This window comes from Shinella oryzae (genome assembly GCF_023038235.1).
In the GTDB taxonomy this organism is placed as follows: Bacteria; Pseudomonadota; Alphaproteobacteria; order Rhizobiales; family Rhizobiaceae; genus Shinella; species Shinella sumterensis.
On the sequence record NZ_CP081987.1, the window covers coordinates 1,038,708 to 1,063,492 of the forward strand.

A 24,785-nucleotide genomic window follows, 5' to 3' on the forward strand; every position below is an offset into this window, starting at 1 on the left:
TCAGAACAGCCGTTCACGAACATAGATCGTGTCGCCGGCCAGGATGGGATCGGAGATGGAAACGCGGCCCGTGACGATCTTGCCGTTGATCTTGCGCGTCACGTCCACGTCGCGCTGGTTGGCGCGCGGCGAAAACCCGCCGGCGACGGCGATGGCGTTCTGGATGGTCATGCCCGCGACGTAGCTGTACTGCCCGGCCTGGCCGACCTCGCCCATGATGTAGATCGAGCGGTAGCGGTCGACCTCGATGGAGACATCAGGATCGCGCAGGTATCCCTGCCGCAGCTTCGCGGCGATGATGCTTTCCAGCTCCTGGATGGTCTGGCCGCGTGCCGGCACGGCGCCGATCAGCGGGAAGGCGAGATAACCGGCCTGGTCGATCGTATAGGTGTTGGACAGGCCGGCCTGTTCGAAGACGGTCACGCGCAGGCGATCGCCGCTGTCGAGGCGGTAGGGCTGGATGGTCGCTTCATGGAAGGCCTTCGGGGCAGGGCGGTATCCGCTGCAGCCGGCAACGGCCGGCACGATAAGCGCCAGCGCAAGCAGCAAGCCCTTGTTGATCGTTGCGAACGTCATTCGCTCAGTCCCGCAAATCAGAGTGTGGCCTTCGTTATCCATCCGTTAGGGTTAATGGCCGGTAAATATGCGGGCGGTATCATGTCCTAAATCGCGCAAAAGTATTTATTCCAAGATATGCAACTAAAGATGGTTAACGCTTGGGTTACCATATTTGTTTACCGTGCGCGGAAATCGTCGGTTTGGAGTAGGGATATGTCGGGCGTTCACGGGAGCCAGCAGGATGTCGATATCGACCTTGGCGGCCTTTTCGGCGCGATCTGGCGGCACCGCATGCGCGTGCTGCTGGCGACGGTTGCCGGCGCCGGCCTGGCCTTCGCCATCGCGAGCGCCATCACGCCGACCTACAAGAGTGAATCGCGCCTTCTCATCGAAACCCGCGAGCCGGCCTTCACGACGGGCCAGGACCGCTCGCAGGGCAGGGAGCAGCCGGCCTTCGACGAACTCGGCATCGCCAGCCAGGTGCAGATGCTCAAATCCGCCGACCTGATCAAGCAGGTCGCGCGCAACATGAAACTCTACGAGCTGGAAGAATTCGACCCGACCGCCAAGCCTTCGGCCATCTCCGATCTGCTCGTGCTGCTCGGCCTGAAGAAGAACCCGCTCGATCTGCCGCCGGAAGAGCGGGTGCTGAAGGAGTTCAACGACAAGCTCGTCGTCTACCAGGTGGAGAAGTCGCGCGTCATCGGCATCGAGTTCTCCTCGCGCGATCCGCGCCTTGCGGCCGCCATTCCCAACGAGATGGCAAAGGTCTACCTGTCGCTGCAAAGCGGCGCCAAGCTCGATACCAATTCCGAGGCGTCACGCTGGCTGGAGCCCGAAATCGTCAACCTGCGTGAGAAGGTGCGCGAGGCCGAGCAGAAGGTCGCCGAATACCGTTCGCAATCCGACCTGCTGCCAACAGGCGAGAACTCGACTTTCGCCGTGCGCCAGCTCAACGATATCTCGACCGAGCTTGCCCGCGTTCGCGGCGAGCGTGCGACCGCCGAGGCGCGAGCCGAAAGCGTACGCGCGGTGCTTCAGAATGGCGGCGCACCGGATACGCTGACGGAAGTCGTCGGCTCCCAGATGATCCAGCGACTCAAGGAGAGCGAGGCGCAGATCCAGGGGCAGATCTCCGACCTCTCGACATCGCTGCTGGAGGGGCACCCGAGGCTTAAGGGCCTGCGCTCGCAGCTCGTCGGTATTCGCGCGCAGATCAAGTCGGAAACCCAGAAGATCCTGTCGAGCCTCGAAAACGAGGCGAAGACGGCACGGCTGCGCGAGACGCAGCTCGTCCAGCAGCTCAACACGGTCAAGGCGGATACGGCGCGCGCCGGCGAGGACGAAGTCGGCCTCAAGGCGCTGGAGCGCGAGGCCGCAGCCCAGCGCGAACTGCTCGAAACCTACCTTGCCCGCTACCGCGAGGCGACCTCGCGCACCGGCGACGGCGCCACACCGGCCGATGCCCGCGTGATTTCCGCCGCCGTGGAGCCGACGGAAGTGGCTTTCCCCAAGGTGATCCCGATCACCATCGTCGGCGGTGTTGCCGGCTTCGCGCTCAGCGCCATCGCCATCCTGCTTGCCGAACTGTTCAGCGGCCGCGCCCTGAAGCCGGTCGGCGCGGTGGTAACACCCGCCCGCCGCCGTGAAGAGGAGGACGACGAGGCTGCCGAAGCCGATGTGGTGGTCGAGCCGCCGCCGCTTGCCCGCAGGGAGCAGACAGCCCGCGTCGACCATGCGGCGGTGCGTGACATGAATGCGCCGGCGCGGTCGCTGCTCGCAGACATCCGTCCCGTCGAGGAAGACGAGGAGGACCTGGAACCGGCGCTCGCGCCCGAGACCGCCGAAACGGTTGCCCTCGAAGAGGAAGAAGGCGATTTCTCGGTCAACGCCGTCGCCCGGCACATGATCGAGAACAACATCTCCGTGGCCATTTCGGTCTCGCCGTCGGGAGATCGCGGCTCGACCGCTGCCGTCATGCTGGCGCGCCGGATCGCGCAGGAGCATCGCCGCACACTCATCATCGACCTGACCGGCTCGGCCTGCCCGACCCGCCTGATGGCGGAGTCGGTTCACCTGGCGGGGATCACCGACCTTTTGGTCGGTGAAGCCGCTTTCGGCGACATCATCCACGGTGACCGTCTTTCCGCCGCCCATGTCATCCCGCGCGGCAATGCCAATATCCGGCGCGCCATGCGCGGCATCGACCGGCTGGCCATGGTGATCGACGCGCTGTCGGACGCCTATGATACCGTGATCGTGGAATGTGGCCCGGCCGAGGTGGAGGGCGTGCGCCGCCTGACCCGCGACCGGGAGACGGATGTCATCCTCTCGCTGCCCGGTGCGGACGAGGACGAGGTCGTCAAACTCATCGGCGCCTTCGACGAGGCCGGGTACAGCGACATCCTGCTGATGACCGGCGAGACCGGCGAACCGCCCCGCAATCCGGGCCGTCGCGTGGCCTGACGGTTCAGTCCGCGCCCGTGCCGGCGCGGGACGCCTGCCGTCCCGAGCGCCGGCGTTGCAGGAAGGCATAGATCTGCGGATTGCGCTTGATGAAGCGCTTGGCGCCCGCTTTCAGACGATGAAGCGTGGCCGCAAGGCTGCCGGCCGGTGTCGTCGCCCACAACAGGTCGTATTGCGGCGTCTCGATCGTGCACCAGGAGCGCTTGTAGAGCTGGTCGCCGATGCCGAAATCGAAAAGCGCCACGCCTTCCCCGCAGAGCTTGCGAATGGCCAGATGGAACAGGAATTCGCCGGGGCTGGCACCCGCGGCGACGCTTTCGTCGAGCGAGCCGAACTGGCAGATCACATGATCGCCCTTGCGCGACAGGCCGGCAATGGCGGCGATATGGCCCGCATGCGCGCCAGTGAGGCGCAGTGCGTGAAGCTGAAGCGGATGTTCGGTGTCCGACGCTGACGTGGTCACGAGCGCGCGGAAGAAATCACGGGTACGCTCGTCGCGGAAGACATCGGGCAGGCCGAGCGCCTGGAAGCGGACGGACTTCTGGCGGAAGAAGGTTTCCAGAAGCGCAAGCGCCTCGTTTCCGGCCGGCGCGATGATGTGCTCGTAACCGCCAAGCTCCATCAGCCGGCGTTCGGCGTTGCGGAACTTCTTGCGGCGGTTCTTGGCATTGATCTGGGCGAGCGTGCGCTCGAAATCGCCCAGCAGCGGGAGCTGGAAGGCGGCGTTCTGGTTCAGGACGGCGGGCAGGTCGCCAAACGGATTGGTTTCACCGCGCCATTCGAGCGGCACCTTGTCGAGCAGGAGAAGGTCGAAATGGCGGGCGAAGTCGCCGCGTGCCTGGCGTAGCGCCTTGCGAAACCGGGGCGGCGAGGCAAGCGCCCGGAACGCGCGTGTATAGAGGCCGGTGTTGAGGTTGCTGAAATCGGTGGCGAGCAGGCGGGCGACCCGCACCGGCCCGTGCCGCACAATTTCGAGCGGCAGGATGAGCTGCGTGCGGCCGCCGGACAGGCCCTCGACGATCAGCAGCTTTGTGCCCTGTGTGCGTGTCCAGGCCCGGCACCAGTCATAGCTCTGGTGGAGCGACAGGTTGTTCTCTGCCTCCAGCGCGCGCCATGCGGCTTCCAGCGGTTCCATGCGGTCGTGCAGGCGGATGGAGAGAGGACCGAAGGCAAGCGTACCGTCACCAGCCGTCGTCGCATCGGCTGGCGCGGGCTCGGATGGCATTGCCTGGTAATGGAGTTGCATCGCTCCCATGGTGTCGCCCTTGTGCACCTGCGACTGTCTTGCCGCATTGAACACGATAGGCACCAGGCTTGCGCAAAAGGTTTAAATCCAGTGCGCCCGCGGCGCATGCCCTGGGAATTTGGCCGGCGCGGTTAGCAATTTCATAACGAAAATCCGAAAAGCCGAACGTTCGGTGTGATCGGTCGACGCCGGATCGTCAGCACAGCCAGCCGGTGGCAAGGGCACTTGCCCAGGCACGCTCGCCGCGACTTTCCGCCAGACGGGCCATGGCCATGTGATCGTAGTCCACGAGATGAAATGTGGCGTCCCAGCGCTCTCCGTGCCGCTCGATCACGGCATAACGCGCATGCGGCGTACCCGCTTCGACCTTGTGGGGCACTGGCTCGTCGTCATCATAGGCGGGTGAGCCGACGCTGCCGGGATTGACGACCAGACGGCCGTCGCGCAAGCGCACGGCCCGCGCGATATGGGTATGGCCGCAGAGAAGGACCGGGTGGGCGATACCGCCGGCCAGCGCCTCGATCCGCTCGATCGGGGAAAGCTGCATCACGCCTTCGCCGGAGGGTTCATCGAGCCAGTAGATGGTATCGGTCCCGGGCGTGCCGTGGCAGAGAAAGACGGTGTCTGCGACGAGACGGGTCGGCGGCAGCTGGGCCAACCAGTCAAGGTGGTTCGCGGCCAGCTGCGCATGCGCTCTGCGATCCCAGCTTCCCATGGCGTCCGGCTGTTTTTCGAGGAGCCAGCGGTCGTGGTTGCCGGCGATGCAGGCGATATCGGCGCGCGACAGCAGGATGTCGGCGGTGCGGCCTGCATTGAGCGCGCCGCTCAGGTGATCGCCGAGATTGACGATCTCGCGAATGCCGCGGCGATCGATATCCGCCAGCACGGCTTCCAGTGCGAGATCGTTTCCGTGGATGTCCGCTATCACTGCAATGCGCATTGCCGTCACTCCTCGCGCGGCTTGCCGGGCTTTTCCATCCACTTGATGATCAGCATGGCCGGCAGGATCCACAGAAGGCCGGTGAGCGTGAAATAGAGGAGGTGGATATACCACGGCGATTCCCCCAGCGTCGCAACGGCGACCGTCGTCGCGACCAGCGCATAGACGAGCACGAGGATGATGATCAGGATCGTGCCGATCAGTTTTCTCAGGCGAGGGGGCATTTCGGACCTTCGTTCGGCGGGGCTGCAGGGCGCGACGGCATGCCGCAAAGCTTCGGGCCTTGTTTTGCACGGCCCGGTCGGGCAAATCAACGTCGGAGCAGTTCGCGGCGAAGGGTGCACGCCATTTTGTGCCCGCGACTGCGTGGAAAAACCGGAGAGGCGGGCAGATCGCCGCTCCGGGCAAAGGAGCCGATGAAATGAGCGCCACAAACGTAACAGCCTATCGCAGCGTGGACGATGCGGGCCGCATCGAGCGCAATCGCCGGCAGGTCCGAATCTGGCTGGGTTTCGTGCTGTTCATGCTGTTCGTTCTGGTGCTCGTGGGCGGCGCGACGCGCCTGACCGGGTCGGGCCTCTCCATCACCGAATGGAAGCCCATCCATGGCGTCATCCCGCCGATCGGCGCGCAGGAATGGCAGGAGGAATTCGAGCTCTACAAGCGCATTCCGCAATACGAGCAGGTCAACAAGGGCATGACCGTCGACGAGTTCAAGACGATCTTCTGGTGGGAATGGGCCCACCGCCTGATCGCCCGCTCCATCGGCTTCGTCTTTGCCGTGCCGCTCGCCTTCTTCTGGCTGACCGGCCGCATCGAGCGCAAGATGCGCTGGCCGCTCGTCGGCCTTCTCGCGCTTGGCGGCTTCCAGGGCTTCATCGGCTGGTGGATGGTGTCGTCGGGCCTTGCCGAGCGGGTCTCCGTCAGCCAGTACCGGCTCGCCACCCATCTCACGATCGCCTGTCTGATCTTCGCCGGGACCGTGTGGCTGATGCGCGCCCTTGCGCCGCACAGCGACGATGAAGCCCCGACGCAAGGCTCGCGCCGCATGGCCGGCATCATCGCCGGCATGGCGATCTTCCAGATCTATCTCGGCGCGCTCGTCGCCGGCCTGCATGCCGGCTTCACCTACAACACCTGGCCGCTAATGGACGGCGCCGTCGTGCCCGGCGGCCTCTTCCTGCAGCAGCCCTGGTGGATCAATCTCTTCGAAAACCCGAAGACCGTGCAGTTCGTGCACCGCATCGGCGCCTATGTGCTGTTTGCGCTGGCGCTCGTGCACCTGATCTCCTCGCTGCGTGCCGCGCCCGAGACCACCCATGCGCGCCGCGCGCTGGTGCTGTTCGGCCTCGTCTGTCTCCAGGCGACCATCGGCATCCTGACGCTGATCTGGCAGGTGCCGCTCGGCTGGGCGCTGGCGCACCAGGGCGGCGCGCTGGTGGTGCTCGGCTTCGCCGTCGCGCACTGGCGCGGCTTCTACGGCGAATATGACAGGGACGATGCGCGGGCCTGATCCGCTCAGGCCTGCCTGAGAACGGTGCGGATCGCCGCGGCCACGGCCAGTTCGTCGTCGCGGTCGGCTTCGTTGCCGTCCTCGTCATGCCAGGCGGCCGACAGGCAGCCATAGGCGAAGGCGTAGCGGAGGATGGTGCGCGCATCGCGCCCGAGCGTCTCCGCGAACACATCCGCCATGCCGGCGATCCGCGCTTCGTCGCGGGTGAGGTCGAACCGATCCAGCGGATTGGAGAACATGTTGGCGACGTCGAGCGCGGCATCGCCGATCAGCCCGACGGGATCGATGATGATCCAGCCGCGCTGTCCATGCATGATGTTTTCGTGGTGCAGGTCTCCGTGCAGCGGCTTGATATCCCGCTGGTCGGCCAGCAGCGCCTCCGCCATGGCAGCCGCGTCCGCATAGGGGCCGGCAAGGCCGTCCTTGCGGTCCCGTTCCGCCTTGGCGAAGAGGCTTGCGAAGTAGCGTGACAGCGGTTGCAGGCTGGCGGGCGGCGGACTGGCGGAGGGGCGGTGATAATCGAGCAGGACGTTGGCGGCGATGCACGTTGCGTCGCTGTCGCCATGTGACGCCATGTGATCTTTCAGCGTCGTCTTGCCGGCATGCTCCATCAGCAGCATCGTGCCGGAACGGGCGAGAAGTCTTACGCAGCCGACGCCATCCCGCCATGCCATGAAATCCGCGCCGCGCAGGTTGTCCTCCAGCGCCTTCGGCTTCAGGTCCTTGACGACGGCACTTTCGCCACCGGCAAGCGTGACCTCGTAGACGCTCCCGGCGACGGTGTCGGCAAGAAGACTGGCGCTTTCGATCCGCCATTCGTCGGGAAAGGCCGGCTCTGGCGTCGTCATGCGCCCAGCATCAGGTCCATGTTCTGCACGGCGGCACCCGACGCACCCTTGCCGAGATTGTCCAGCAGCGCGACGAGGTTGACATGCGGCGCGCCCGCCGTGCCGAAGACATAGAGCTTCATGCGGTCGGTATCGGCCAGCTCCACCGCGTTGACGCGGGGCAGGCTGGCGGTTTCCTTGAGATCGACCACCTCGACGATATCCTGGCCGGCATAGTGGTCCGCCAGCGCCTCATGGATGGAGCCGAGCGAGGCGTTGCCCTTGAGGTCGGCGAGATGGAGCGGCACCTGCACGATCATGCCCTGCGGGAACTTGCCGACGGAGGGCGCGAACAGCGGCGCGCGGCCGAGAAGCCCGTGCACCTGCATTTCCGGCACATGCTTGTGCTTCAGCGTGAGGCCGTAGAGGAAGTGCGGCGAAGCGATATGCTCGGCATGGCCTTCATCTTCCATCTGCGCGATCAACTGCTTGCCGCCGCCGGTATAGCCAGAGACGGCGTTGACGGTGACCGGGTAATCCTCCGGCAGGATGCCGGCGAGGCGCAGCGGCCGGATGAGTCCGATGGCGCCCGTCGGATAGCAGCCGGGATTGGCGACGTAACGCGCATCCGCGATCTTCTTCGGCTGGTCGCGGTCCATTTCGGCAAAGCCGTAGGCCCAGTCCGGGTTGATACGATGGGCGGTAGACGTGTCGATGATGCGCACGGAATTGTTGCCCGCCACCATGGCCACGGCTTCCTTGGCGGCATCATCCGGCAGGCAGAGGATGGCGATATCGGCGCTGTTGAGCAGGTCTTCGCGCAGCTGCGCATTGCGGCGCTCGGCTTCCGGGATGGACAGGAGCTCGACATCGGCGCGGCCGGCCATGCGGGTACGGATCTGCAGGCCCGTCGTGCCGTGTTCGCCATCGATGAAGATCTTCGGTTTCATCTGCTGTTCCATCCTGTTTGCGCGTTCGCCGCCGATATAGCCCCTTGCCCTGTCGTATTCAACGCCGTGTTTCAGCGTCGTTCGGCCAGCGCCTCGGCATGGAGGCCCAGCATGTACATGGCGATGGTGGAGCCGGCGATGGCGGTGATATCGGCATGGTCATACGCGGGCGCCACCTCCACGACATCGGAGCCGACGATATTGAGCGCGCCGAGCTTGCGCAGCACCGACAGGATGCGCGCGCTGGACGGGCCGCCGGAGACCGGCGTGCCGGTGCCGGGCGCATAGGCCGGGTCGAGGCAGTCGATGTCGAAAGTGAGATAGGTCGCGCGGTCGCCGACATGATGGATGATCGCATCGGCGAGCTCGGCAGCACTCATCTCCTCCACGTCGTAGCCATAGAGGATGCGGATGCCGCAATCCTCCGGCGCATGGGTGCGGATGCCGATCTGGATCGACGTCTCGGCATCGATCAGCCCCTCGCGCACGGCGGTGCCGACGAAGGAGCCGTGGTCGATGCGGCCCTTCTCGTCGGCCCAGGTATCCTGGTGCGCGTCGAACTGCACGAGGGAGAGGGGACCGTACTTTTCGGCATGGGCGCGCAAGAGCGGCAGCGTAATGAAATGGTCGCCGCCAAGCGTCAGCATATAGGCGCCGGATTTCAGGATCTTCTTGGCCTCACGCTCGATGGTGCCGGGCGTCTTCGCGTGGTTGCCGTAGTCGAGCAGGCAATCGCCGTAATCGATGACGGCAATGTCTTCGAACAGGTCGCGCTCGAAGGGATATTGCGGATCGTTGTCCATGATCGCGGAGGCGCGGCGGATCGCCTGCGGCCCGAAGCGCGCGCCGGGACGGTTGGACGTTGCGGCATCGAAGGGAATGCCCCAGACGACCGCATCGACATCCTTCAGCACCTTGGTGTAGCGCCGGCGCATGAAGGAGAGGATCCCGGCATGCGTCGGGTCGGAGGCCGCGCTCTTCAGCGATTTTGCAGTGATGGCGTGATCGATCGTCTTGTTGGCCACTGTCAGGCTCCCGATTGCTGTCGCCCTTCGAAAAGGTTGCCTGTTTCAGCAAAATGCAGGCGCCGCGGCAAGCCCCGTGGCTGAAAAGAAAGAATGTATCCTCGCAACGGCGAGGCATCCGCCTCAAAGCGGCGGCAGGCGCCGGGCGACGGATGTTCCCTTGATGACGGCCGTGCTGGTGACGGCATAGTCGGAAAGCGCCTCGAGCACATCGTCCATTTCTTCTATCGAATGGACGACGAGGCGGGCGAGAAAGGGATCGTCCCCCGTGATCTTGTCGCATTCGATGAACTGCGGCGTATCCTGGATCAGCTTCTCCACCACATGCAGTTTGCCGGGCAGCGGCCTGATACGCACCAGGGCGCGGATCTGGTAGCCGAGCGCGCGCGCATCGACGTCCAGTGTGAAGCCGCGGATGACGCCGCCGGCCTCCAGCCGACGCACCCGCTCCGACACCGCGGGCGCGGACATGCCGACGAGGCGGGCGAGTTCACTCATGGAAAGCCGTGAATCCGCATCAAGCGCTGCCAGGATGCGGGAATCGACGGCGTCGATGGGTGAGTTTTCATACTGAAGGCGATTAGGGATTTTTGAGCTGCTCATCGATGCAATATAGCGGTTCTGCTTTCGGTTCTCCATGGAAATCAGCCTGTCCACCCTCCATGATCGCGCATCACAGGAGTGACCCATGCTGATTGGTATTCTGGCCGGCCTGACAACATGCGCGTTGTGGGGCCTCACATTCATTGCGCCACGCGCCGTCGATCCCGCCTCCACCTGGGACTTGACCGTTGCACGATACGGAATTTTTGGCGTGGTTTCCGTGCTGCTCATGCTGCACCCGCGCTTCCGCCCGCGCGGCCTGACATGCAGGCGCTGGCTGACCGGCCTGTCTCTCGGCGGCGCGGGCTATGTCGGATATTTCGTCGCCGCCGCCTATGCGGTCAGGCTGGCGGGAGCCGCCATACCGCCGCTCGTCATTGGTACCATGCCGGTGCTGCTGGCGTTGATCGCCAACTGGCGGGACCGGTCTGCCCCGTGGAGCGCGCTTGCTCCGCCGCTCGCGCTGATCGCCGCCGGCGTGGCGATCGTCAACATCTCGGTCATCGAGGCAGCCGGGCCGGAGGGGCGGGAGGCCGTTTTGCTCGGCGTTGTGGCGGCCTCGGCCGCGCTTGCGATCTGGATCGCCTACGGCCTCGCCAATGCCGCCGTCATGCGCGCCGCCGACGCGCCGGATGGCCTGCACTGGACGGGCGTACAGGGGATAGGGGCGGCGATCGGCAGCATGGCACTTCTGCCGCTGACCTCTTTTTCGACGCAGCCCCTTGCCGGTCCCGACATGCTGAACTTTCTCGGCTGGGCTGCGGTCATGGGCATTGCGGGATCGTGGATCGCGACATTCTGCTGGGGGATCGCTTCCGCCAGATTGCCGCTCGCGCTTGCCGCGCAGCTCATCGTGGCGGAAACCGTGTTCGGTCTCGTTTACGGGTTTGTGTACGAAGCGCGGTGGCCGCAGACGGCCGAGTGGGTCGGCGCAACGCTGCAGCTCATCGGTGTCGCGGTGGCGGTCGCCCTTTTCAGCAGGCCGGGATTATCCGCTAGAGGTGTCGGAAAAGCCGAAGCGTAGAACGAAAAAGGCCGGGGCGAGCCCCGGCCTTTCCTGAACCAAAATCGTCCGGGCGATTAACGCTTGGAGAACTGGAACGAACGACGGGCCTTGGCCTTGCCGTACTTCTTGCGTTCGACGACGCGCGAGTCGCGGGTCAGGAAGCCGCCCTTCTTCAGGACCGAGCGCAGGGCCGGTTCGAAGTAGGTCAGTGCCTTGGAGATGCCGTGACGAACGGCACCGGCCTGGCCGGAAAGGCCGCCGCCGGCAACGGTCGCGTCGATGTCGAACTGGCCGTCACGGGCAGCTGCGACGATCGGCTGCTGCAGGATCATCTGCAGGACCGGGCGTGCGAAGTAGGCTTCGAACGACTTGCCGTTGACGGTGATCTTGCCGGAGCCCGGCTTGACCCACACGCGGGCGACAGCGTCCTTGCGCTTGCCGGTGGCGTAGGAACGGCCCTGGGCGTCAACCTTCTTGACGTGAACCGGGGCGGAAGCGGCCGGAGCTGCAGCGGCGACGCCGAGGTCCTTGAGCGAGGAGAGGTCGGCCATTATCAGGCGCTCCTTGTGTTCTTGCTGTTCAGCTTGGCGACGTCGAGAACGACGGGCTGCTGGGCTTCGTGCGGGTGGTTGGCGCCGGCGTAAACGCGCAGGTTCTTCATCTGGCGACGGCCGAGCGGGCCGCGCGGAACCATGCGCTCGACAGCCTTCTCGAGAACGCGCTCCGGGAAGCGGCCTTCGATGATCTGGCGAGCCGTACGCTCCTTGATGCCACCCGGGTAACCGGTGTGCCAGTAGTACTTCTTGTCGGAGTACTTCTTGCCGGTGAAGACGACCTTGTCGGCGTTGATCACGATGATGTTGTCACCGTCGTCGACGTGGGGCGTGAAGGTGGCCTTGTGCTTGCCGCGCAGGCGGTTCGCGATGAGGGTAGCGAGGCGACCGACAACGAGGCCTTCGGCGTCGATGAGGATCCACTTCTTCTCTACCTCGGCGGGCTTCTGTACGAAGGTACCCATGGGAGTAGCTCTTTCTGTAGGGTCCCGAAGCCTTGCGGCCTGGGGCGTTTCTTGTTGCTTGGTTTGGCGCCTTGCGGATGCCAAAAATCGAACGCGGCCCGTGGGGACCGCGATCTGGTGCGGCTTATAAGCGAGAGCGGGTAGGTCGTCAAGCGACGTGGTCCGGAGGATGCGAAAGATAACTATTTAAAAACAAAGGTTTATAACAGCGGTATTAAGATACCACAAATTATCGCGGTGGAATCGAGTAGGTCGCGGTGGCATGGGCCACGAGCTCCTCGCCGCCGGCTTCGAAAATCGCGGCGTCCACGACCGCCAGCCGCTTGCCGAGCTTGAGGAGGCGGCACGTGCAGGAAAGAGGGCCGGGGGCGGGCTTCCGCAGGAAATTGATGTTGAGATTGGTGGTGACGGCAAGCGCCACCGGCCCGATATGGGCGAGCACCGCGCACCAGGCGCCGACATCGGCGAGCGCGAAGAGCGTGGGGCCGGAAATCGTGCCGCCCGGGCGCAGGTGCCGCTCGTTGGGCGTGAGCCGCAGCGTCGCCGTTCCCGGGCCGACCGCCGTCACCTCGAACACCTTGCCATCCGTATGAAGCTGCGGAAAATCGGTTTCGAGAAAGCGGTTCAGCGCTTCCGGATCCATGATCGGCGTCAGTTCCATCGCAGGCGTCTCCCTTTTTAGCGTTTACAGACCGATTTGCCCTCTCTCGCAAGCCCGCTGAAAGTCTATCTTGCCGCGCTTGAAACAGGCGGCGGCGCGGCGTAGGACCTCAGGACGAGAAGACAAGGAGGCGAGCATGGCGGATGTGGTGGAGTTCAGGAAAGAGGAGCCGGCCGGCCTGGTGCGGATCGAGCGGCAGGCGCCGGTGTTGCGTATCACGCTGAACAATCCGCCGGCCAACGCGCTTTCCATCGCCACCATGCGGGCGCTTGCCGAGGCGCTCGATGCCGTCGCGGCAGATGACGCCATCCGCGTCGTCGTGCTGGCCTCGACCGGCAAGGTGTTCTCCGCCGGCCACGACCTCAAGGAAATGACCATGCACCGCGCGGATGACGACGGCGGGCGTGGCTTCTTCGAGACGGCCATGCGCATGGCCGCCGACATCATGCTGAAGATCGCCGCGCTGCCGCAGCCCGTCGTGGCCGAGATCGACGGCCTTGCGACGGCCGCCGGATGCCAGCTCGTCGCGAGCTGCGACCTCGCTATCTGCACGGACACCGCCACCTTCTGCACCCCGGGCGTCAATATCGGCCTGTTCTGCTCGACGCCGATGGTCGCCGTGACCCGCGCGGCGCATCCCAAGCAGGCGATGGAGATGCTTTTGACCGGCGAGACCATCGACGCGTCCACCGCCAAGGATTTCGGCCTCGTCAACCGCATCGTCCCGCAGCAATACCTGCGCCAGGTCGTCGACAAATACGCCGCCGTCATCGCGTCCAAGTCGCCGCAGGCCCTGCGCGTCGGCAAGGCCGCGATCCGCGCCCAGGCCGGCCTGCCGGTCGCGGAAGCCTACACCATCGCCGTCGCCACCATGGTCGAGAACATGCTGGCAGACGACGCCAAGGAGGGCATCGGCGCGTTTCTGGACAAGCGCATGCCGGAGTGGAAGTAATGGCGAGAATTGAGCGTTTTCAAAGAGATAAAATGGATAGGTTTCAGCTTCACGATGAAGTTGAAGCAAAACTCTTCGTTCAAGATTACGACGGGCGGAAATTGATGCAAATTTCGACCTACGGGCGGGCAGGTCGCCAAGAGGTCGGCAAACTTAGCCAGACGATCCAATTGGACGAAGGGGCAGCTCGGCAATTATTCGATATTATGAAGGTTGAGTTCGGCTTTAAATAAGTTCAGGCCAGCTTGAGCACCAGAACGCCGCAGGCGATGACCGCGCCGGCGAGGTAGCGCCATGCGCTTGCCTTTTCCTTGAGGATGAAGACGGAGATGAGGAGGGCGAAGAGGATGGCGGTTTCGCGCAACGCCGCGACCGTCGCGACCGGCGCCCTGGTCATCGCCCACAGCGCCAGCCCGTAGGAAGCGATGGAACCGGCGCCGCCGAAAAGGCCGCGCGCCCAGTTGCGGCGGACATGGCTCCAGACCGGAGCGGTGCCGCGCCGCGCGATCGCCCAGGCAAACAGCAGGACCGGCGGCAAGAGCGCCATCCAGAGCGTATAGGAAATCGCGTTGCCCGAAACGCGCGCGCCCGCGCCGTCCGCGAAGGTGTAGGTGGCGATGACGACGGCATTGGCCAGCGCGAGCAGGATGGCGTGGCGCCCGCCACGGCGCGCTTCGAGCGCGAGCGTCAGCACGCCGGCCGAAATGACCAGCACGCCCGCCATGGCCGTCGTGGTCAGGTGTTCGCCCAACACGAGGCCGCTCGTCATGGCGACGATGAGGGGCGCCACGCCGCGCATCAGCGGATAGACAAGGCCGATATCGCCGGCCCGGTAGGCCGCGGCCACCAGCTGGAAATAGGCGAATTGCAGGACAGCCGAGACGAGGATGAACGGCCAGGCCTCCGGTTTCGGCAGCGGCACGAAGGGCAGGAAGAACAGGCCGACGGCGCCGGCGCCGAGCGCCACCATCGCCGCGTCGAGCGACTTGTCGGTACCGGATTTGACCAGCGCATTCCATGTCGCGTGCAGGGCCGCGCCGAGAAGCACGAGGAGAAGAACGTCGAACGGCAATCTGGAACCTCGGCGGGGCAGGCGGGACGGACGGGAAGGCATCTCTTCATCCGCCCAAATCCTGACATTTGCAATCGGGACCCGCCGCAACTTTTGTGATGAAACCGGCAGAATCCGTGATGCCTGCGCCGGATTGGCACAGATCGCGCCGCAAAGGCCGCGCCGGGGCGCTCTTCTTCTTTAAGGTTTCGCGCTAGAATGGCGAACAGCAAGGCATGGGAGAGACGTTCGCGACAGCCGGAGGAGGCAGCGATGAACCACGACCATTATCCCGACAGCTATATCCGCGATATCCTTTCCAGCGTGCACACGATCGCCGTCGTCGGCGCGTCCCCGAACGATGCGCGCCCGAGCCATGGGGTCATGGGCTTCCTGCTCGGCAAGGGCTACCATGTCATTCCGGTCAATCCCGGACATGCGGGCAAGACCATTCTCGGCCAGACTGTCCATGCCAGCCTCGCCGATATCCCTGAACCGATCGATATGGTCGACGTCTTCCGCGCCGCCAACCAGTTGGGGGCCGTCGTGGACGAGGTGCTGGCGCTGCCGCGACGCCCGAAGGTCCTGTGGGGGCAGTTCACCGTGCGCGACGATGCGGTCGCCGCGCGGGCCGAGGCCGCAGGTCTTCGCGTCGTGATGGACCGCTGCCCGGTGACGGAATATCCGCTGCTCATGCGCAAGGCATCGTGACACCGGGCAAACATTGACTTCACATAGCGTTACCTCAATTCTCCCCGAAAACGGGAACGCGCCATGAATCATGATTCCTATCCGGACTATTATCTTGCCGACATCCTGCGCGCGACGAAGGTGATTGCCCTCGTCGGCGCCTCGCCGAACCCGGAGCGCCCCAGCCAGCGCGTCATGGCGTTCCTGCTGCGCAAGGGGTATCGGGTGATCCCGGTCAATCCGGGGCAGGCGGGGAAGGAAATCCTCGGCCAGCGCGTCGTCGGCCGTCTGGCCGATATCGAAGAGCCGATCGACATGGTCGATGTCTTCCGCGCCGCCAATGCGCTTCCCGCCGTCGTCGACGAGGTGCTGACGCTCTCGCCCCTGCCGAAAGTCATCTGGGGGCAGCTTTCCGTGCGCCACGACGAGGCTGCGGCCAAGGCCGAAGCCGCCGGGATCAAGGTCGTGATGGACCGCTGCCCGGCCATCGAATATCCGCGCCTCATCGGATGACGCCTTGCGCATGGAGCGCTTTGCCGCAGCCCCGCGCGAGCAGGAAAACTACCTTTGACCGGCCGCTATCTCTCTGAAATAGTGCCGGAACTTTAAAAAGGGAGGTCATCCATGACGAAAAACAAGCCGGGCTTTTCCACGCTCGCCATCCATGCGGGCGCCCAGCCGGACCCCACGACCGGCGCGCGCGTGACGCCGATCTACCAGACGGCCAGCTTCGTGTTCAACGACACCGACCACGCCGCCTCGCTCTTCGGCCTGCAGGCTTTCGGCAACATCTACACCCGCATCATGAACCCCACGCAGGCCGTGCTCGAGGAGCGCGTCGCCGCGCTCGAGGGTGGCACGGCGGCGCTTGCGGTGGCCTCCGGCCATGCCGCGCAGCTCCTGGTGTTCCATACGATCATGCGCCCGGGTGACAACTTCATCGCCGCGCGGCGGCTCTATGGCGGCTCCATCAACCAGTTCGGCCATGCCTTCAAGAATTTCGACTGGCACGTGCGCTGGGCCGACACCGACGACCTTTCCACGTTCGAAAGCCAGATCGACGACAAGACCAAGGGCATCTTCATCGAAAGCCTTGCCAATCCGGGCGGCACCTTCGTCGATATCGCCGGCATTGCCGATATCGCGCACCGCCACGGCCTGCCGCTCATCGTAGACAACACGATGGCGACGCCCTACCTGCTGCGCCCGCTGGAGCACGGTGCCGATATCGTCGTGCATTCGCTGACCAAGTTCATGGGCGGCCACGGCAACTCCATGGGTGGCATCATCGTCGACGGCGGCACGTTCGACTGGTCCGCATCGGGCAAATATCCCGCGCTGTCCGAGCCGCGCCCGGAATATGCCGGCATGGTGCTGCATTCGACCTTCGGCAACTTCGCCTTCGCCATCGCCTGCCGGGTGCTGGGCCTGCGCGATTTCGGCCCCGCCATCTCGCCGTTCAACGCCTTCCAGCTTCTGACCGGCATCGAGACGCTGCCGCTGCGCATGCAGCGCCACTCCGACAACGCGCTGTCCGTCGCGACGTGGCTGAAGGGCCACGACAAGGTCGCCTGGGTCAACTATGCCGGCCTTGATGACCACCCCAACCACGCGCTCCAGCAGCGTTATGCGCCAAAGGGCGCGGGCGCCGTCTTCACAATCGGCCTGAAGGGCGGCTACGAGGCGGGCAAGCGTTTCGTCGAGGGGCTGGAAATGCTCTCGCACCTCGCCAATATTGGCGACACGCGCTCGCTGGTGATCCACCCGGCCTCGACGACCCATCGCCAGCTCTCCGAAGAGCAACAGGTTGCGGCCGGCGCGGGCCCGGATGTGGTGCGCCTGTCCATCGGCATCGAGGACGCCGCCGACATCATCGCCGACATCGAGCAGGCCCTCGCCAAGGCCTGACGCCACGGGGCGGCCGTGCAGGCCGCCCTTACATTCCTCCCTATGGAAGACAGCATGAGCAAGGCACAACCCTTCGACATCGCCGGCGTGGAGCCGGAAACCGGCCGCCCCGCCGCCGACCGGCTGATCGCGGGCGATCCGGTCTTCACCAGCTGGAACATCGAGGAAGCCGACGGCGGCGTCTATTCCGGCATCTGGCAATCGACGCCGGGCAAGTGGCGTATCCAGTACGACGAGTGGGAATATTTCCACATCCTCGAAGGCCATTCGATCGTCACGTCCGACGAGGGCGAGGTGTTCGAGCTCAAGGCCGGAGACCGCCTGATCCTGAGACCCGGCTTCAAGGGAAGCTGGGAAGTCGTTGAAACGACTCGCAAGGATTACGTCATCCGCCTCTAGGTGTCCGGCTTCCCCGCCCGGAACGCCTTCGCAAAACCGGGCGAGGCAACGAAGCCGAGCAGAGCGCGCATCTCCGCCGAGCGCTCGGCGCCGAAGGCGGCGTCGAAGCGCGCCTGCGCATCGCGCCACATCGCGAGCGCTTCTTCCTGCTTGGCCATGCCCAACTCCGTCAGCCTGGCGCGCCGAACGCGGCCGTCCTTCTCGTCGGCGATCAGCTCGACCAGCCCATCCCGCGTCAGCGGCTTCAGCGTGTGGCCGAGGGCGGAGAGGTCCATCACCAACGCTTCCGCCAGCGGCTTGAGGGCGACGCCGTCCCGCCCGGCGAGCGCAATCTGCGACATAAGCGAAAATTGCGTGCCCTTGAGGCCGCTCGGCGCGATCGCTTCGTCATAGAGCTGGCCAAGCTGGCGGGCCGCGCGGCGGATCGCGCTGTTGGTGCAGTTCTGCCAGACACCTTCGGGTTCGTTCATCTCTCACCTCGTCCAGTCCTCGATAAAAATCGGGCGGCCCACTTGCAAGTGGAAACAGCGCTCTCCAATATAATGGCATATGCCACTAAATTCAAACCGGAGACCTGCCATGACTACTTCATCCACATCTGGAACCGCCCTTGTCACGGGTGCATCCGCCGGCATCGGCGCCACATATGCCGACCGTCTGGCCCGTCGCGGCCACGACCTCGTTCTCGTCGCCCGCGATGCGGTGCGGTTGTCGGCGCTGGCGGAGACGCTGAAGGCGCAGTACGGCGTTGCCGTCGATATCCTGCGTGCCGACCTCTCCGTGGCCGCCGACCTGCGCCTTGTCGAAAAGCGCCTGCGTGAGGACGCGGCGATCGCATTGCTCGTCAACAATGCGGGTATCGGCCCGAAGGGCGGGCTGCTTGCCGACGATATCGATTATCTCGACACGATGATCGCGCTCAACGTGACGGCCGCAAATCGCCTTGCCGTTGCCGCCGCCCAGGCATTTTCCGCCCGCGGCAAGGGCACCATCGTCAATATCGCCTCGGCGGTCGCCATCATTCCGGAACTCTTCAACGGCACCTATAGCGGCAGCAAGGCCTTCGTGCTGGCCTTCACGCAGGCGCTGGCGAAGGAACTCGACGGCACGGGCGTTCGCCTCCAGGCCGTTCTGCCCGGCCTGACGCGCACGGAAATCTTCGACCGGGCAGGGGGCTCCATCGATGCGCTGGACCAGAGCCGCGTGATGGACGTTTCCGATCTCGTCGACGCGGCCCTTGCCGGCCTCGATCAAGGCGAGCTGGTGACGATCCCCTCCCTGCCGGAAAAGGCCGACTGGGAAAAGCTGCAAGCCGCCCGCTTCGCGCTGGGACCGAACATCTCGCACAACAAGCCGGCCGCGCGTTACGCGGCGGCCTGACAGCTCACCATTCCAGCTCCAGCGCCTCCAGGCCGTGGAAGTGATAGACGTCCTTGACCACGGGCGGCCTTGCGATGCGCAGGCCGGGAAGGCGCTGGAAGAGGATCGGCAGCGCGATGTTGAGCTCGAGCCGGGCCAGCGGCGCGCCGATGCAGAAATGGATTCCGGCGCCGAAGGACAGGTTGGCGCCCTCATCGCGATCCGGCTTGAAGGCCGGGGGATCGGAGAATTTTCTTGGGTCGAGGTTTGCGGCGGCGAGGATCATGGCCACCTTGTCGCCGCGGCGGAAGCGGATGCCGTCGAGTTCGACGTCCTCGAGCGCGAAACGGTCGAAGATATGCACGGGTGCGGAGATGCGCAGGCACTCTTCCACGGTACGCTCCGTCGCCTTCCCGTCGGCGAAGAGCACGGCGGGGTCGGCGCCGTTTTCCAGGATGGTGCGCACCGCATTGCCGATCTGGTGCACCGTCGCCTCGTGGCCGGCATTCAGCAGCACGATGGTCGTGGAGATGAGTTCGTCATCGGTCAGAAGCTGGCCGCGATGCTCGGTATGCACCATGTGCGAGAGCAGGTCGTCGCGCGGTTCGGCCCGGCGCTCGGCGATGACGCCGCGCACGTAATCCGAAAACTCCTGCGCCGCCTTGTCGGCGGCAAGCTCGTCGGCATGGGTGCGGCCGAACATGTACATGCGCACATAGGCGTGGGACCACTTGAGGAGCTGCGGGCCCATCTCGTCGGGAATGCCGATCATGCGGGCGATCATCGTCACCGGTAGGATATCGGCGAAGGCGGAGAGCAGCTCGACCTTGCCGTCCTTCTCGAAGCGGTCGATGGCCTGATGGCAGAGATCGGTGATCTCCGGTGTCAGCTTCTCGATCATGCGCGAGACGAAGGCGCGGTTGACGAGGGTGCGCAGCCGGGTGTGTTCCGGTGGTTCCAGCTCCAGCAGTGACCAGGCCTCTGCCGCATCGAAATGCGCGACATGCGGCTGCGGTTCAGGAAGCCCGAGTTCCGCGCGGCTTGCGACATGGAGGATCTGCCGGCCGAAACGGCGGTCGCGCAACAGGCCGTTCACATGGTCATAGCCCGTGAAATACCATTTCCTCTGCTCCTCCCACCAAAAGGTGGGGCACTGCGCGTGGAGCGCCGCATAGACCGCGTTCGGATCGCGATAGAAAGCGGGATCGCGGCCATCCAGCGAAACGCGTCGGCTGGCGGCATCGATGGTGAGGAAGGAGAGATGTGGCGTCGTCATGAACGATGACGTAGCGGATTTCACAAGCCCATGAAAGCTTGGCAAAACGCCTTCAACAACCGTGTCACCTAAATCAAATCATTTCCCCGCCGCGATGCCCTCGCGCCGCGGGTCGGCTGCGCCTTTCAGGCCATCGGCGGTGAGTTCGATGGCGTGCAGGCCGGAGTTCATCTCGCCGATCTTCACCTCGTAGCCGAGGTCCTTCAGCGGTCCGGCGAGCTTTTCCGCATCGGTGCCGGCTTCGATGTCGTACGTGCCGAACCGGTTGATGAGATGGGGCATCGCGACGATTTCGCCGACATCCATGCCCCAGTCGATATAGGCGATCAGCGCCTGCGCGACATAGCCGATGATCTGGCTGCCGCCGGGCGAGCCGATGGCAAGCAGCGGCTTGCCATCCTTTAGGACGATGGTCGGCGACATGGAGGAGCGGGGCCGTTTGCCGGGCTCGACGCGGTTGGCGATGGGCAGGCCGTCGTCATGGGTTTTGAAGGAGAAATCCGTGAGCTCGTTGTTGAGCAGGAAGCCGTTGGTCATCAGCCGGGAGCCGAAGCCGTTCTCGATGGTGGTCGTCATGGAAACGACATTGCCCTTGTCGTCGACGATGACGAAATGGCTGGTGGAGGGCAGTTCGATGGCCGCGTCCCGGCCGAAATTGAAGGCATGGTCCCATTCCGGCTTGCCGGCGCTCGCGGCATCCTCGCCGAGCGCCTTGTCGCCGTCCAGCAGCCTGGCGCGTTCGCCGAGATAGGCCTTGTCCGTCAGGCCCTTGATGGGCGCCGGCACGAAATCCGTGTCGGCGAGGTAACGCTCCCGGTCGGCGAAGGCGAGGCGCTGGGCGTCCCCGATCAGCCGCCAGCTTTGCGGATTGTCCCTGCCGAGCGCCTTGAGGTCGAAGTTCTCCAGCATGCCGAGGATCTGGCCGATGGCAACGGCACCGGAGGAGGGCGGGCCCATGCCGCAGATATCGAGCGCCCGATAGGCGGCGCAGACGGGCTTGCGCTCCTTGACCCGGTAGTTGGCGAGGTCGGCGAGCGACAGGACGCCGGCATTCTGTCCGGCCATGCGCACCGTGTCGACGATCGCCTCGGCGATGGCGCCTTCGTAGAATGCGGCGGCACCGCCATTGGCGATGGCCGACAGTGTTTCGGCATAGGCGGGGTTCTTGAGGATGGTGCCGGCCTTGAGCGGCGCGCCGTCGGCACCGAAGAAATAGGATGCCGTCGGCTCGAAGGTCTTCAGCCGGTCGCCCTCGGCCGCGACCAGGGCGGCGAGGCGCGGCGAGACGGCAAAACCGTCGCTCGCCAGTTTCTGCGCGGGCGCGAAGAGGTCCTTCCACGCCATGGTGCCCCAGCGGTTATGCGCCTCCTGCATCAGCATCACGGTGCCGGGCGTGCCGACCGAGCGGCCGCCGACCACGGCATCCAGAAACGCCAGCGGCTCGCCCTTCTCGTCGAGGAAAAGCGTGGGTGTCGCCTCCATCGGCGCGGTCTCGCGGCCATCGAGCGTGGTGATCCGTTTCGCCTGTGCATCGTAATAAACAAGGAAGGCGCCGCCGCCGAGGCCGGAAGATTGCGGTTCGACAAGGCCGAGCACGGTCTGGACGGCGATCATGGCATCGATGGCGCTGCCGCCCTCATCGAGGATTTTCGCGCCCGCCGCGGCGGCGAGCGGATGGGCGGCTGCGACCATGTGCTTCGTCGCGGTGACGATGCCGGCGGCCGCTCGGCCCGTGGCGCGCTCGGGAGCGACGGTGTCGGATGCCTGCTGCGCCGGCGCGGGCGTGCCGGCAAGAGCCAGGGTTGCAAGGGCGACGAGGACGCGTTTCATGGGGATTGCCTCCGCTGGAGACGACATAGTGCAGCCGACCGCAGGGAGGAGCAAGGCGGGCGAAAGAATTCATCTTTCCTTCACCCTGTCGGCGGATCGGTTGTGGAAATCCCCGCCGCGCATTGCGCCGATTAACCGCATTCTCGCATACAGCGCCGCAAAACATGGCGCCGTCTTGAAGTCAGCCACCCTGACACTCTATGTAGGGAATACGAAACTTGCTGATTCCCAACGCTTGGGCGAGGGTTTCAGGGCACTTGAGATGAAGGATTGATATGAGAAATCCCGTAGATACCGCCATGGCTCTGGTGCCGATGGTCGTCGAGCAGACCAACCGCGGCGAGCGTTCCTACGACATCTATTCGCGTCTCCTTAAGGAGCGCATCATCTTCCTGACCGGTCCGGTGGAAGATCACATCGCCACGCTGGTGTGCGCGCAGCTTCTCTTCCTCGAGGCCGAAAACCCGAAGAAGGAAATCGCGCTCTACATCAATTCGCCGGGTGGCGTCGTCACCTCGGGCATGGCGATCTACGACACGATGCAGTTCATCAAGCCGGCCGTGTCGACGCTGTGCATCGGCCAGGCGGCCTCCATGGGCTCGCTGCTTCTGGCCGCCGGCCACAAGGACATGCGCTTCGCCACCCCGAATGCGCGCATCATGGTGCACCAGCCTTCGGGCGGCTTCTCCGGCCAGGCCTCGGACATCGAGCGCCACGCCAGGGACATCATCAAGATGAAGCGCAAGCTCAACGAGGTCTATGTCAAGCATTGCGGCCGCACCTACGAGGAAGTGGAACAGACGCTCGACCGCGATCATTTCATGAGCGCCGACGAGGCGAAGGACTGGGGCCTGGTCGACCGCGTCATCACCAGCCGCGAGGCGATCGAGGGTGTCGAAGGCGCGTAATGTCATGGTTTTGCCGCGGATGAAGCTATTGTGACACATTTGTAAGGTGCACAGGGCTTTATCCCGGCGGCAAAGCGGCTAATATTGACTGTTAATGCTATGGTGATTTGTGAGAGCCTAGCATTCGGTATTTCGGTGGGGGATTCGTTGCCACCGGCCAGGGCTGTGTCGCCCCGTTCGGTTAGTACCCCCTAAGCCTTGACGGGCTGCGCTTTCCCGAGCGTTCCGGAAAAGGCGGTTTGAGTGTCCGGCCATCTTGCGAGGGGTGGACGGCGTGCTGGAAGGAAAGTGATATGAGCAAGGTCAGCGGCAGCAACGGCGGCGACTCCAAGAATACCCTCTACTGCTCCTTCTGCGGCAAGAGCCAGCACGAGGTCCGCAAGCTTATTGCCGGACCGACCGTGTTCATCTGCGATGAATGCGTGGAATTGTGCATGGACATCATCCGCGAGGAGAACAAGACCTCGATGGTGAAATCCCGCGACGGCGTTCCCACGCCCCAGGATATCATCAAGGTCCTCGACGAATATGTCATCGGCCAGCAGCAGGCCAAGCGCATCCTGTCGGTGGCGGTGCACAACCACTACAAGCGCCTGGCGCATGCCGCCAAGGGCTCGGACGTGGAACTGGCCAAGTCGAACATCATGCTGGTCGGCCCGACGGGCTGCGGCAAGACGTACCTTGCCCAGACGCTCGCCCGCATCATCGACGTGCCGTTCACGATGGCCGACGCCACGACGCTGACCGAAGCCGGTTACGTTGGCGAGGATGTGGAAAACATCATCCTCAAGCTCCTGCAGGCGGCCGACTACAATGTCGAGCGTGCGCAGCGCGGCATCGTCTATATCGACGAAGTCGACAAGATTTCGCGCAAGTCCGACAATCCGTCGATCACGCGTGACGTCTCGGGCGAGGGCGTGCAGCAGGCGCTTCTGAAGATCATGGAAGGCACGGTTGCCTCCGTGCCCCCGCAGGGCGGCCGCAAGCATCCGCAGCAGGAATTCCTGCAGGTCGACACGACGAACATCCTGTTCATCTGCGGCGGCGCCTTTGCCGGCCTCGACAAGATCATCTCCGCCCGCGGCGAGAAGACCTCGATCGGCTTCGGCGCGATGGTGCGCGCACCGGAAGATCGCCGCGTCGGCGAAGTCCTGCGCGAACTGGAGCCGGAAGACCTGGTCAAGTTCGGCCTCATCCCGGAATTCATCGGTCGTCTGCCGGTCCTGGCGACGCTCGAGGATCTCGATGAGGATGCGCTGATCCAGATCCTGTCGGAGCCGAAGAACGCGCTCGTCAAGCAGTACCAGCGCCTGTTCGAGATGGAAGACGTCGAACTGACCTTCCACGAGGACGCGCTGCGCGAGATCGCCCGCAAGGCCATCGTCCGCAAGACGGGTGCCCGCGGCCTGCGCTCGATCATGGAGAAGATCCTGCTCGACACGATGTTCGAACTGCCGGAACTGGAAGGCGTGCGCGAAGTCGTCATTTCCGACGAAGTCGCCAAGGGCACCGCCCGGCCGCTCTACATCTACTCCGAGCGCGCCGACGAGAAGGCCAACGTTTCGGCCTGATCCCTCGCAGCATTTCAGACAGAGGACC

At 64.6% G+C, this 24,785-nt stretch carries 28 protein-coding genes; 13 read left to right on the top strand and 15 right to left on the bottom strand.

What is annotated here, in order from left to right:
* Entirely contained in the window at positions 1-576 is a 576-nt protein-coding gene (locus tag K6301_RS05120; protein WP_134650928.1) for a polysaccharide biosynthesis/export family protein, read from the bottom strand.
* A gap of 195 nt (positions 577-771) precedes the next feature.
* On the opposite strand from K6301_RS05120, the gene K6301_RS05125 reads away from it, so the two are divergent.
* Positions 772-3,024: a GumC family protein gene (locus K6301_RS05125; RefSeq protein WP_247219674.1), complete on the top strand. Its 2,253-nt coding sequence runs from the start codon at positions 772-774 to the stop codon at positions 3,022-3,024.
* A 4-nt stretch (positions 3,025-3,028) separates the two neighbouring features.
* Here the strand turns inward: K6301_RS05125 and K6301_RS05130 are convergent, their stop codons facing one another.
* The 3 genes from K6301_RS05130 to K6301_RS05140 all read right to left on the bottom strand — a co-directional run bounded on the left by K6301_RS05130 (position 3,029) and on the right by K6301_RS05140 (position 5,434).
* Entirely contained in the window at positions 3,029-4,333 is a 1,305-nt protein-coding gene (locus K6301_RS05130) for a GNAT family N-acetyltransferase (RefSeq protein WP_247219676.1), read from the bottom strand.
* A gap of 133 nt (positions 4,334-4,466) precedes the next feature.
* Positions 4,467-5,210 (bottom strand): metallophosphoesterase family protein, encoded by a 744-nt coding sequence (locus K6301_RS05135; RefSeq protein WP_247219677.1) that lies wholly within the window; start codon positions 5,208-5,210, stop codon positions 4,467-4,469.
* A gap of 5 nt (positions 5,211-5,215) precedes the next feature.
* On the bottom strand, positions 5,216-5,434 hold the full coding sequence (locus K6301_RS05140; RefSeq protein ID WP_134650931.1) for a DUF2842 domain-containing protein: 219 nt from the start codon (positions 5,432-5,434) through the stop codon (positions 5,216-5,218).
* Between the two features lie 197 nt (positions 5,435-5,631).
* Here K6301_RS05140 and K6301_RS05145 point away from each other — a divergent pair, with 197 nt between their 5' ends.
* Entirely contained in the window at positions 5,632-6,723 is a 1,092-nt protein-coding gene (locus K6301_RS05145; protein WP_247219678.1) for a COX15/CtaA family protein, read from the top strand.
* Positions 6,724-6,728: 5 nt separating this feature from the next.
* On the opposite strand, the gene K6301_RS05150 is transcribed toward K6301_RS05145, so the two are convergent.
* From K6301_RS05150 to K6301_RS05165, 4 genes are all read right to left on the bottom strand, one after another.
* Entirely contained in the window at positions 6,729-7,571 is an 843-nt protein-coding gene (locus K6301_RS05150) for an aminoglycoside phosphotransferase family protein (protein ID WP_247219679.1), read from the bottom strand.
* Entirely contained in the window at positions 7,568-8,536 is a 969-nt protein-coding gene (argC, locus tag K6301_RS05155) for an N-acetyl-gamma-glutamyl-phosphate reductase (protein ID WP_281505883.1), read from the bottom strand. The genes K6301_RS05150 and argC overlap by 4 nt, the downstream gene beginning before the upstream one ends.
* 35 nt (positions 8,537-8,571) lie before the next feature.
* Positions 8,572-9,525: an agmatinase gene (gene speB, locus K6301_RS05160; RefSeq protein ID WP_247219681.1), complete on the bottom strand. Its 954-nt coding sequence runs from the start codon at positions 9,523-9,525 to the stop codon at positions 8,572-8,574.
* 123 nt (positions 9,526-9,648) lie between these two features.
* Entirely contained in the window at positions 9,649-10,128 is a 480-nt protein-coding gene (locus tag K6301_RS05165) for an Lrp/AsnC family transcriptional regulator (RefSeq protein WP_247220506.1), read from the bottom strand.
* An 85-nt stretch (positions 10,129-10,213) separates the two neighbouring features.
* Between K6301_RS05165 and K6301_RS05170 the strand changes: the two genes are divergently transcribed.
* The gene (locus K6301_RS05170) at positions 10,214-11,152 is read left to right on the top strand and encodes a DMT family transporter (protein WP_247219683.1); all 939 of its coding nucleotides are present in this window, start codon (positions 10,214-10,216) and stop codon (positions 11,150-11,152) included.
* A gap of 56 nt (positions 11,153-11,208) precedes the next feature.
* Here the strand turns inward: K6301_RS05170 and rpsI are convergent, their stop codons facing one another.
* From rpsI to K6301_RS05185, 3 genes are all read right to left on the bottom strand, one after another.
* Positions 11,209-11,685, bottom strand: coding sequence for a 30S ribosomal protein S9 (rpsI, locus tag K6301_RS05175; RefSeq protein WP_134650938.1), 477 nt, complete (start codon positions 11,683-11,685; stop codon positions 11,209-11,211).
* Between the two features lie 2 nt (positions 11,686-11,687).
* Complete coding sequence (gene rplM / locus K6301_RS05180; RefSeq protein ID WP_134650939.1) at positions 11,688-12,152, bottom strand: 50S ribosomal protein L13; 465 nt, start codon at positions 12,150-12,152, stop codon at positions 11,688-11,690.
* A gap of 229 nt (positions 12,153-12,381) precedes the next feature.
* Positions 12,382-12,813: a PaaI family thioesterase gene (locus K6301_RS05185; protein WP_247219685.1), complete on the bottom strand. Its 432-nt coding sequence runs from the start codon at positions 12,811-12,813 to the stop codon at positions 12,382-12,384.
* A gap of 136 nt (positions 12,814-12,949) precedes the next feature.
* On the opposite strand from K6301_RS05185, the gene K6301_RS05190 reads away from it, so the two are divergent.
* Together K6301_RS05190 and K6301_RS05195 are read left to right on the top strand one after the other, a co-directional pair.
* Positions 12,950-13,765 carry an enoyl-CoA hydratase gene (locus K6301_RS05190; protein ID WP_247219688.1) on the top strand — a complete coding sequence of 272 codons (816 nt, stop codon included), beginning with the start codon at positions 12,950-12,952 and terminating at the stop codon, positions 13,763-13,765.
* Positions 13,765-13,998, top strand: coding sequence for a methionyl-tRNA formyltransferase (locus tag K6301_RS05195; RefSeq protein WP_247219690.1), 234 nt, complete (start codon positions 13,765-13,767; stop codon positions 13,996-13,998). The genes K6301_RS05190 and K6301_RS05195 overlap by 1 nt, the downstream gene beginning before the upstream one ends.
* A 2-nt stretch (positions 13,999-14,000) precedes the next feature.
* Here K6301_RS05195 and K6301_RS05200 read toward each other — a convergent pair whose 3' ends face one another.
* Positions 14,001-14,837, bottom strand: a complete 837-nt coding sequence (locus K6301_RS05200; protein WP_247219693.1) for an EamA family transporter — start codon at positions 14,835-14,837, stop codon at positions 14,001-14,003.
* Positions 14,838-15,089: 252 nt separating this feature from the next.
* On the opposite strand from K6301_RS05200, the gene K6301_RS05205 reads away from it, so the two are divergent.
* The 4 genes from K6301_RS05205 (at position 15,090) to K6301_RS05220 (ending at position 17,813) form a co-directional block, all read left to right on the top strand.
* Entirely contained in the window at positions 15,090-15,527 is a 438-nt protein-coding gene (locus K6301_RS05205) for a CoA-binding protein (RefSeq protein WP_247219696.1), read from the top strand.
* 63 nt (positions 15,528-15,590) lie between these two features.
* Positions 15,591-16,019, top strand: a complete 429-nt coding sequence (locus K6301_RS05210) for a CoA-binding protein (RefSeq protein ID WP_160871346.1) — start codon at positions 15,591-15,593, stop codon at positions 16,017-16,019.
* 111 nt (positions 16,020-16,130) lie between these two features.
* A complete protein-coding gene (locus tag K6301_RS05215; RefSeq protein WP_247219698.1) occupies positions 16,131-17,414 on the top strand; it encodes an O-acetylhomoserine aminocarboxypropyltransferase in 1,284 nt (427 codons plus the stop codon).
* A 54-nt stretch (positions 17,415-17,468) separates the two neighbouring features.
* Positions 17,469-17,813 (top strand): cupin domain-containing protein, encoded by a 345-nt coding sequence (locus K6301_RS05220; protein ID WP_134650945.1) that lies wholly within the window; start codon positions 17,469-17,471, stop codon positions 17,811-17,813.
* Here the strand turns inward: K6301_RS05220 and K6301_RS05225 are convergent.
* The gene (locus K6301_RS05225; protein ID WP_247219700.1) at positions 17,810-18,283 is read right to left on the bottom strand and encodes a MarR family winged helix-turn-helix transcriptional regulator; all 474 of its coding nucleotides are present in this window, start codon (positions 18,281-18,283) and stop codon (positions 17,810-17,812) included. The two genes, K6301_RS05220 and K6301_RS05225, sit on opposite strands and share 4 nt — an antisense overlap.
* A gap of 109 nt (positions 18,284-18,392) precedes the next feature.
* Between K6301_RS05225 and K6301_RS05230 the strand changes: the two genes are divergently transcribed.
* Positions 18,393-19,193, top strand: a complete 801-nt coding sequence (locus tag K6301_RS05230) for an SDR family NAD(P)-dependent oxidoreductase (protein WP_247219702.1) — start codon at positions 18,393-18,395, stop codon at positions 19,191-19,193.
* 4 nt (positions 19,194-19,197) lie between these two features.
* Here the strand turns inward: K6301_RS05230 and K6301_RS05235 are convergent, their stop codons facing one another.
* Together K6301_RS05235 and ggt are read right to left on the bottom strand one after the other, a co-directional pair.
* Positions 19,198-20,448, bottom strand: coding sequence for a cytochrome P450 (locus tag K6301_RS05235; RefSeq protein ID WP_247219704.1), 1,251 nt, complete (start codon positions 20,446-20,448; stop codon positions 19,198-19,200).
* Positions 20,449-20,526: 78 nt separating this feature from the next.
* Complete coding sequence (ggt, locus tag K6301_RS05240; protein WP_247219707.1) at positions 20,527-22,278, bottom strand: gamma-glutamyltransferase; 1,752 nt, start codon at positions 22,276-22,278, stop codon at positions 20,527-20,529.
* Between ggt and K6301_RS05245 the strand changes: the two genes are divergently transcribed.
* The 3 genes from K6301_RS05245 (at position 22,277) to clpX (ending at position 24,757) form a co-directional block, all read left to right on the top strand.
* The gene (locus K6301_RS05245) at positions 22,277-22,552 is read left to right on the top strand and encodes a hypothetical protein (RefSeq protein ID WP_134650949.1); all 276 of its coding nucleotides are present in this window, start codon (positions 22,277-22,279) and stop codon (positions 22,550-22,552) included. The two genes, ggt and K6301_RS05245, sit on opposite strands and share 2 nt — an antisense overlap.
* Position 22,553: 1 nt before the next feature.
* A complete protein-coding gene (locus K6301_RS05250; RefSeq protein ID WP_247219710.1) occupies positions 22,554-23,186 on the top strand; it encodes an ATP-dependent Clp protease proteolytic subunit in 633 nt (210 codons plus the stop codon).
* Positions 23,187-23,479: 293 nt separating this feature from the next.
* The gene (gene clpX / locus K6301_RS05255; protein WP_134650951.1) at positions 23,480-24,757 is read left to right on the top strand and encodes an ATP-dependent Clp protease ATP-binding subunit ClpX; all 1,278 of its coding nucleotides are present in this window, start codon (positions 23,480-23,482) and stop codon (positions 24,755-24,757) included.
* Positions 24,758-24,785: the final 28 nt, after the last annotated feature.

What these genes read in the sequence shown, in the direction of transcription:
- K6301_RS05120 (WP_134650928.1), bottom strand. Translation starts at nt 576, where the DNA reads ATGACGTTCGCAACGATCAACAAGGGCTTGCTGCTTGCGCTGGCGCTT.
- K6301_RS05125 (WP_247219674.1), top strand. Translation starts at nt 772, where the DNA reads ATGTCGGGCGTTCACGGGAGCCAGCAGGATGTCGATATCGACCTTGGC.
- K6301_RS05135 (WP_247219677.1), bottom strand. Translation starts at nt 5,210, where the DNA reads ATGCGCATTGCAGTGATAGCGGACATCCACGGAAACGATCTCGCACTG.
- K6301_RS05140 (WP_134650931.1), bottom strand. Translation starts at nt 5,434, where the DNA reads ATGCCCCCTCGCCTGAGAAAACTGATCGGCACGATCCTGATCATCATC.
- K6301_RS05145 (WP_247219678.1), top strand. Translation starts at nt 5,632, where the DNA reads ATGAGCGCCACAAACGTAACAGCCTATCGCAGCGTGGACGATGCGGGC.
- K6301_RS05150 (WP_247219679.1), bottom strand. Translation starts at nt 7,571, where the DNA reads ATGACGACGCCAGAGCCGGCCTTTCCCGACGAATGGCGGATCGAAAGC.
- K6301_RS05165 (WP_247220506.1), bottom strand. Translation starts at nt 10,128, where the DNA reads ATGAGCAGCTCAAAAATCCCTAATCGCCTTCAGTATGAAAACTCACCC.
- K6301_RS05170 (WP_247219683.1), top strand. Translation starts at nt 10,214, where the DNA reads ATGCTGATTGGTATTCTGGCCGGCCTGACAACATGCGCGTTGTGGGGC.
- rpsI (WP_134650938.1), bottom strand. Translation starts at nt 11,685, where the DNA reads ATGGCCGACCTCTCCTCGCTCAAGGACCTCGGCGTCGCCGCTGCAGCT.
- rplM (WP_134650939.1), bottom strand. Translation starts at nt 12,152, where the DNA reads ATGGGTACCTTCGTACAGAAGCCCGCCGAGGTAGAGAAGAAGTGGATC.
- K6301_RS05185 (WP_247219685.1), bottom strand. Translation starts at nt 12,813, where the DNA reads ATGGAACTGACGCCGATCATGGATCCGGAAGCGCTGAACCGCTTTCTC.
- K6301_RS05190 (WP_247219688.1), top strand. Translation starts at nt 12,950, where the DNA reads ATGGCGGATGTGGTGGAGTTCAGGAAAGAGGAGCCGGCCGGCCTGGTG.
- K6301_RS05195 (WP_247219690.1), top strand. Translation starts at nt 13,765, where the DNA reads ATGGCGAGAATTGAGCGTTTTCAAAGAGATAAAATGGATAGGTTTCAG.
- K6301_RS05205 (WP_247219696.1), top strand. Translation starts at nt 15,090, where the DNA reads ATGAACCACGACCATTATCCCGACAGCTATATCCGCGATATCCTTTCC.
- K6301_RS05210 (WP_160871346.1), top strand. Translation starts at nt 15,591, where the DNA reads ATGAATCATGATTCCTATCCGGACTATTATCTTGCCGACATCCTGCGC.
- K6301_RS05215 (WP_247219698.1), top strand. Translation starts at nt 16,131, where the DNA reads ATGACGAAAAACAAGCCGGGCTTTTCCACGCTCGCCATCCATGCGGGC.
- K6301_RS05220 (WP_134650945.1), top strand. Translation starts at nt 17,469, where the DNA reads ATGAGCAAGGCACAACCCTTCGACATCGCCGGCGTGGAGCCGGAAACC.
- K6301_RS05225 (WP_247219700.1), bottom strand. Translation starts at nt 18,283, where the DNA reads ATGAACGAACCCGAAGGTGTCTGGCAGAACTGCACCAACAGCGCGATC.
- K6301_RS05230 (WP_247219702.1), top strand. Translation starts at nt 18,393, where the DNA reads ATGACTACTTCATCCACATCTGGAACCGCCCTTGTCACGGGTGCATCC.
- K6301_RS05235 (WP_247219704.1), bottom strand. Translation starts at nt 20,448, where the DNA reads ATGACGACGCCACATCTCTCCTTCCTCACCATCGATGCCGCCAGCCGA.
- K6301_RS05245 (WP_134650949.1), top strand. Translation starts at nt 22,277, where the DNA reads ATGGGGATTGCCTCCGCTGGAGACGACATAGTGCAGCCGACCGCAGGG.
- ggt (WP_247219707.1), bottom strand. Translation starts at nt 22,278, where the DNA reads ATGAAACGCGTCCTCGTCGCCCTTGCAACCCTGGCTCTTGCCGGCACG.
- K6301_RS05250 (WP_247219710.1), top strand. Translation starts at nt 22,554, where the DNA reads ATGAGAAATCCCGTAGATACCGCCATGGCTCTGGTGCCGATGGTCGTC.
- clpX (WP_134650951.1), top strand. Translation starts at nt 23,480, where the DNA reads ATGAGCAAGGTCAGCGGCAGCAACGGCGGCGACTCCAAGAATACCCTC.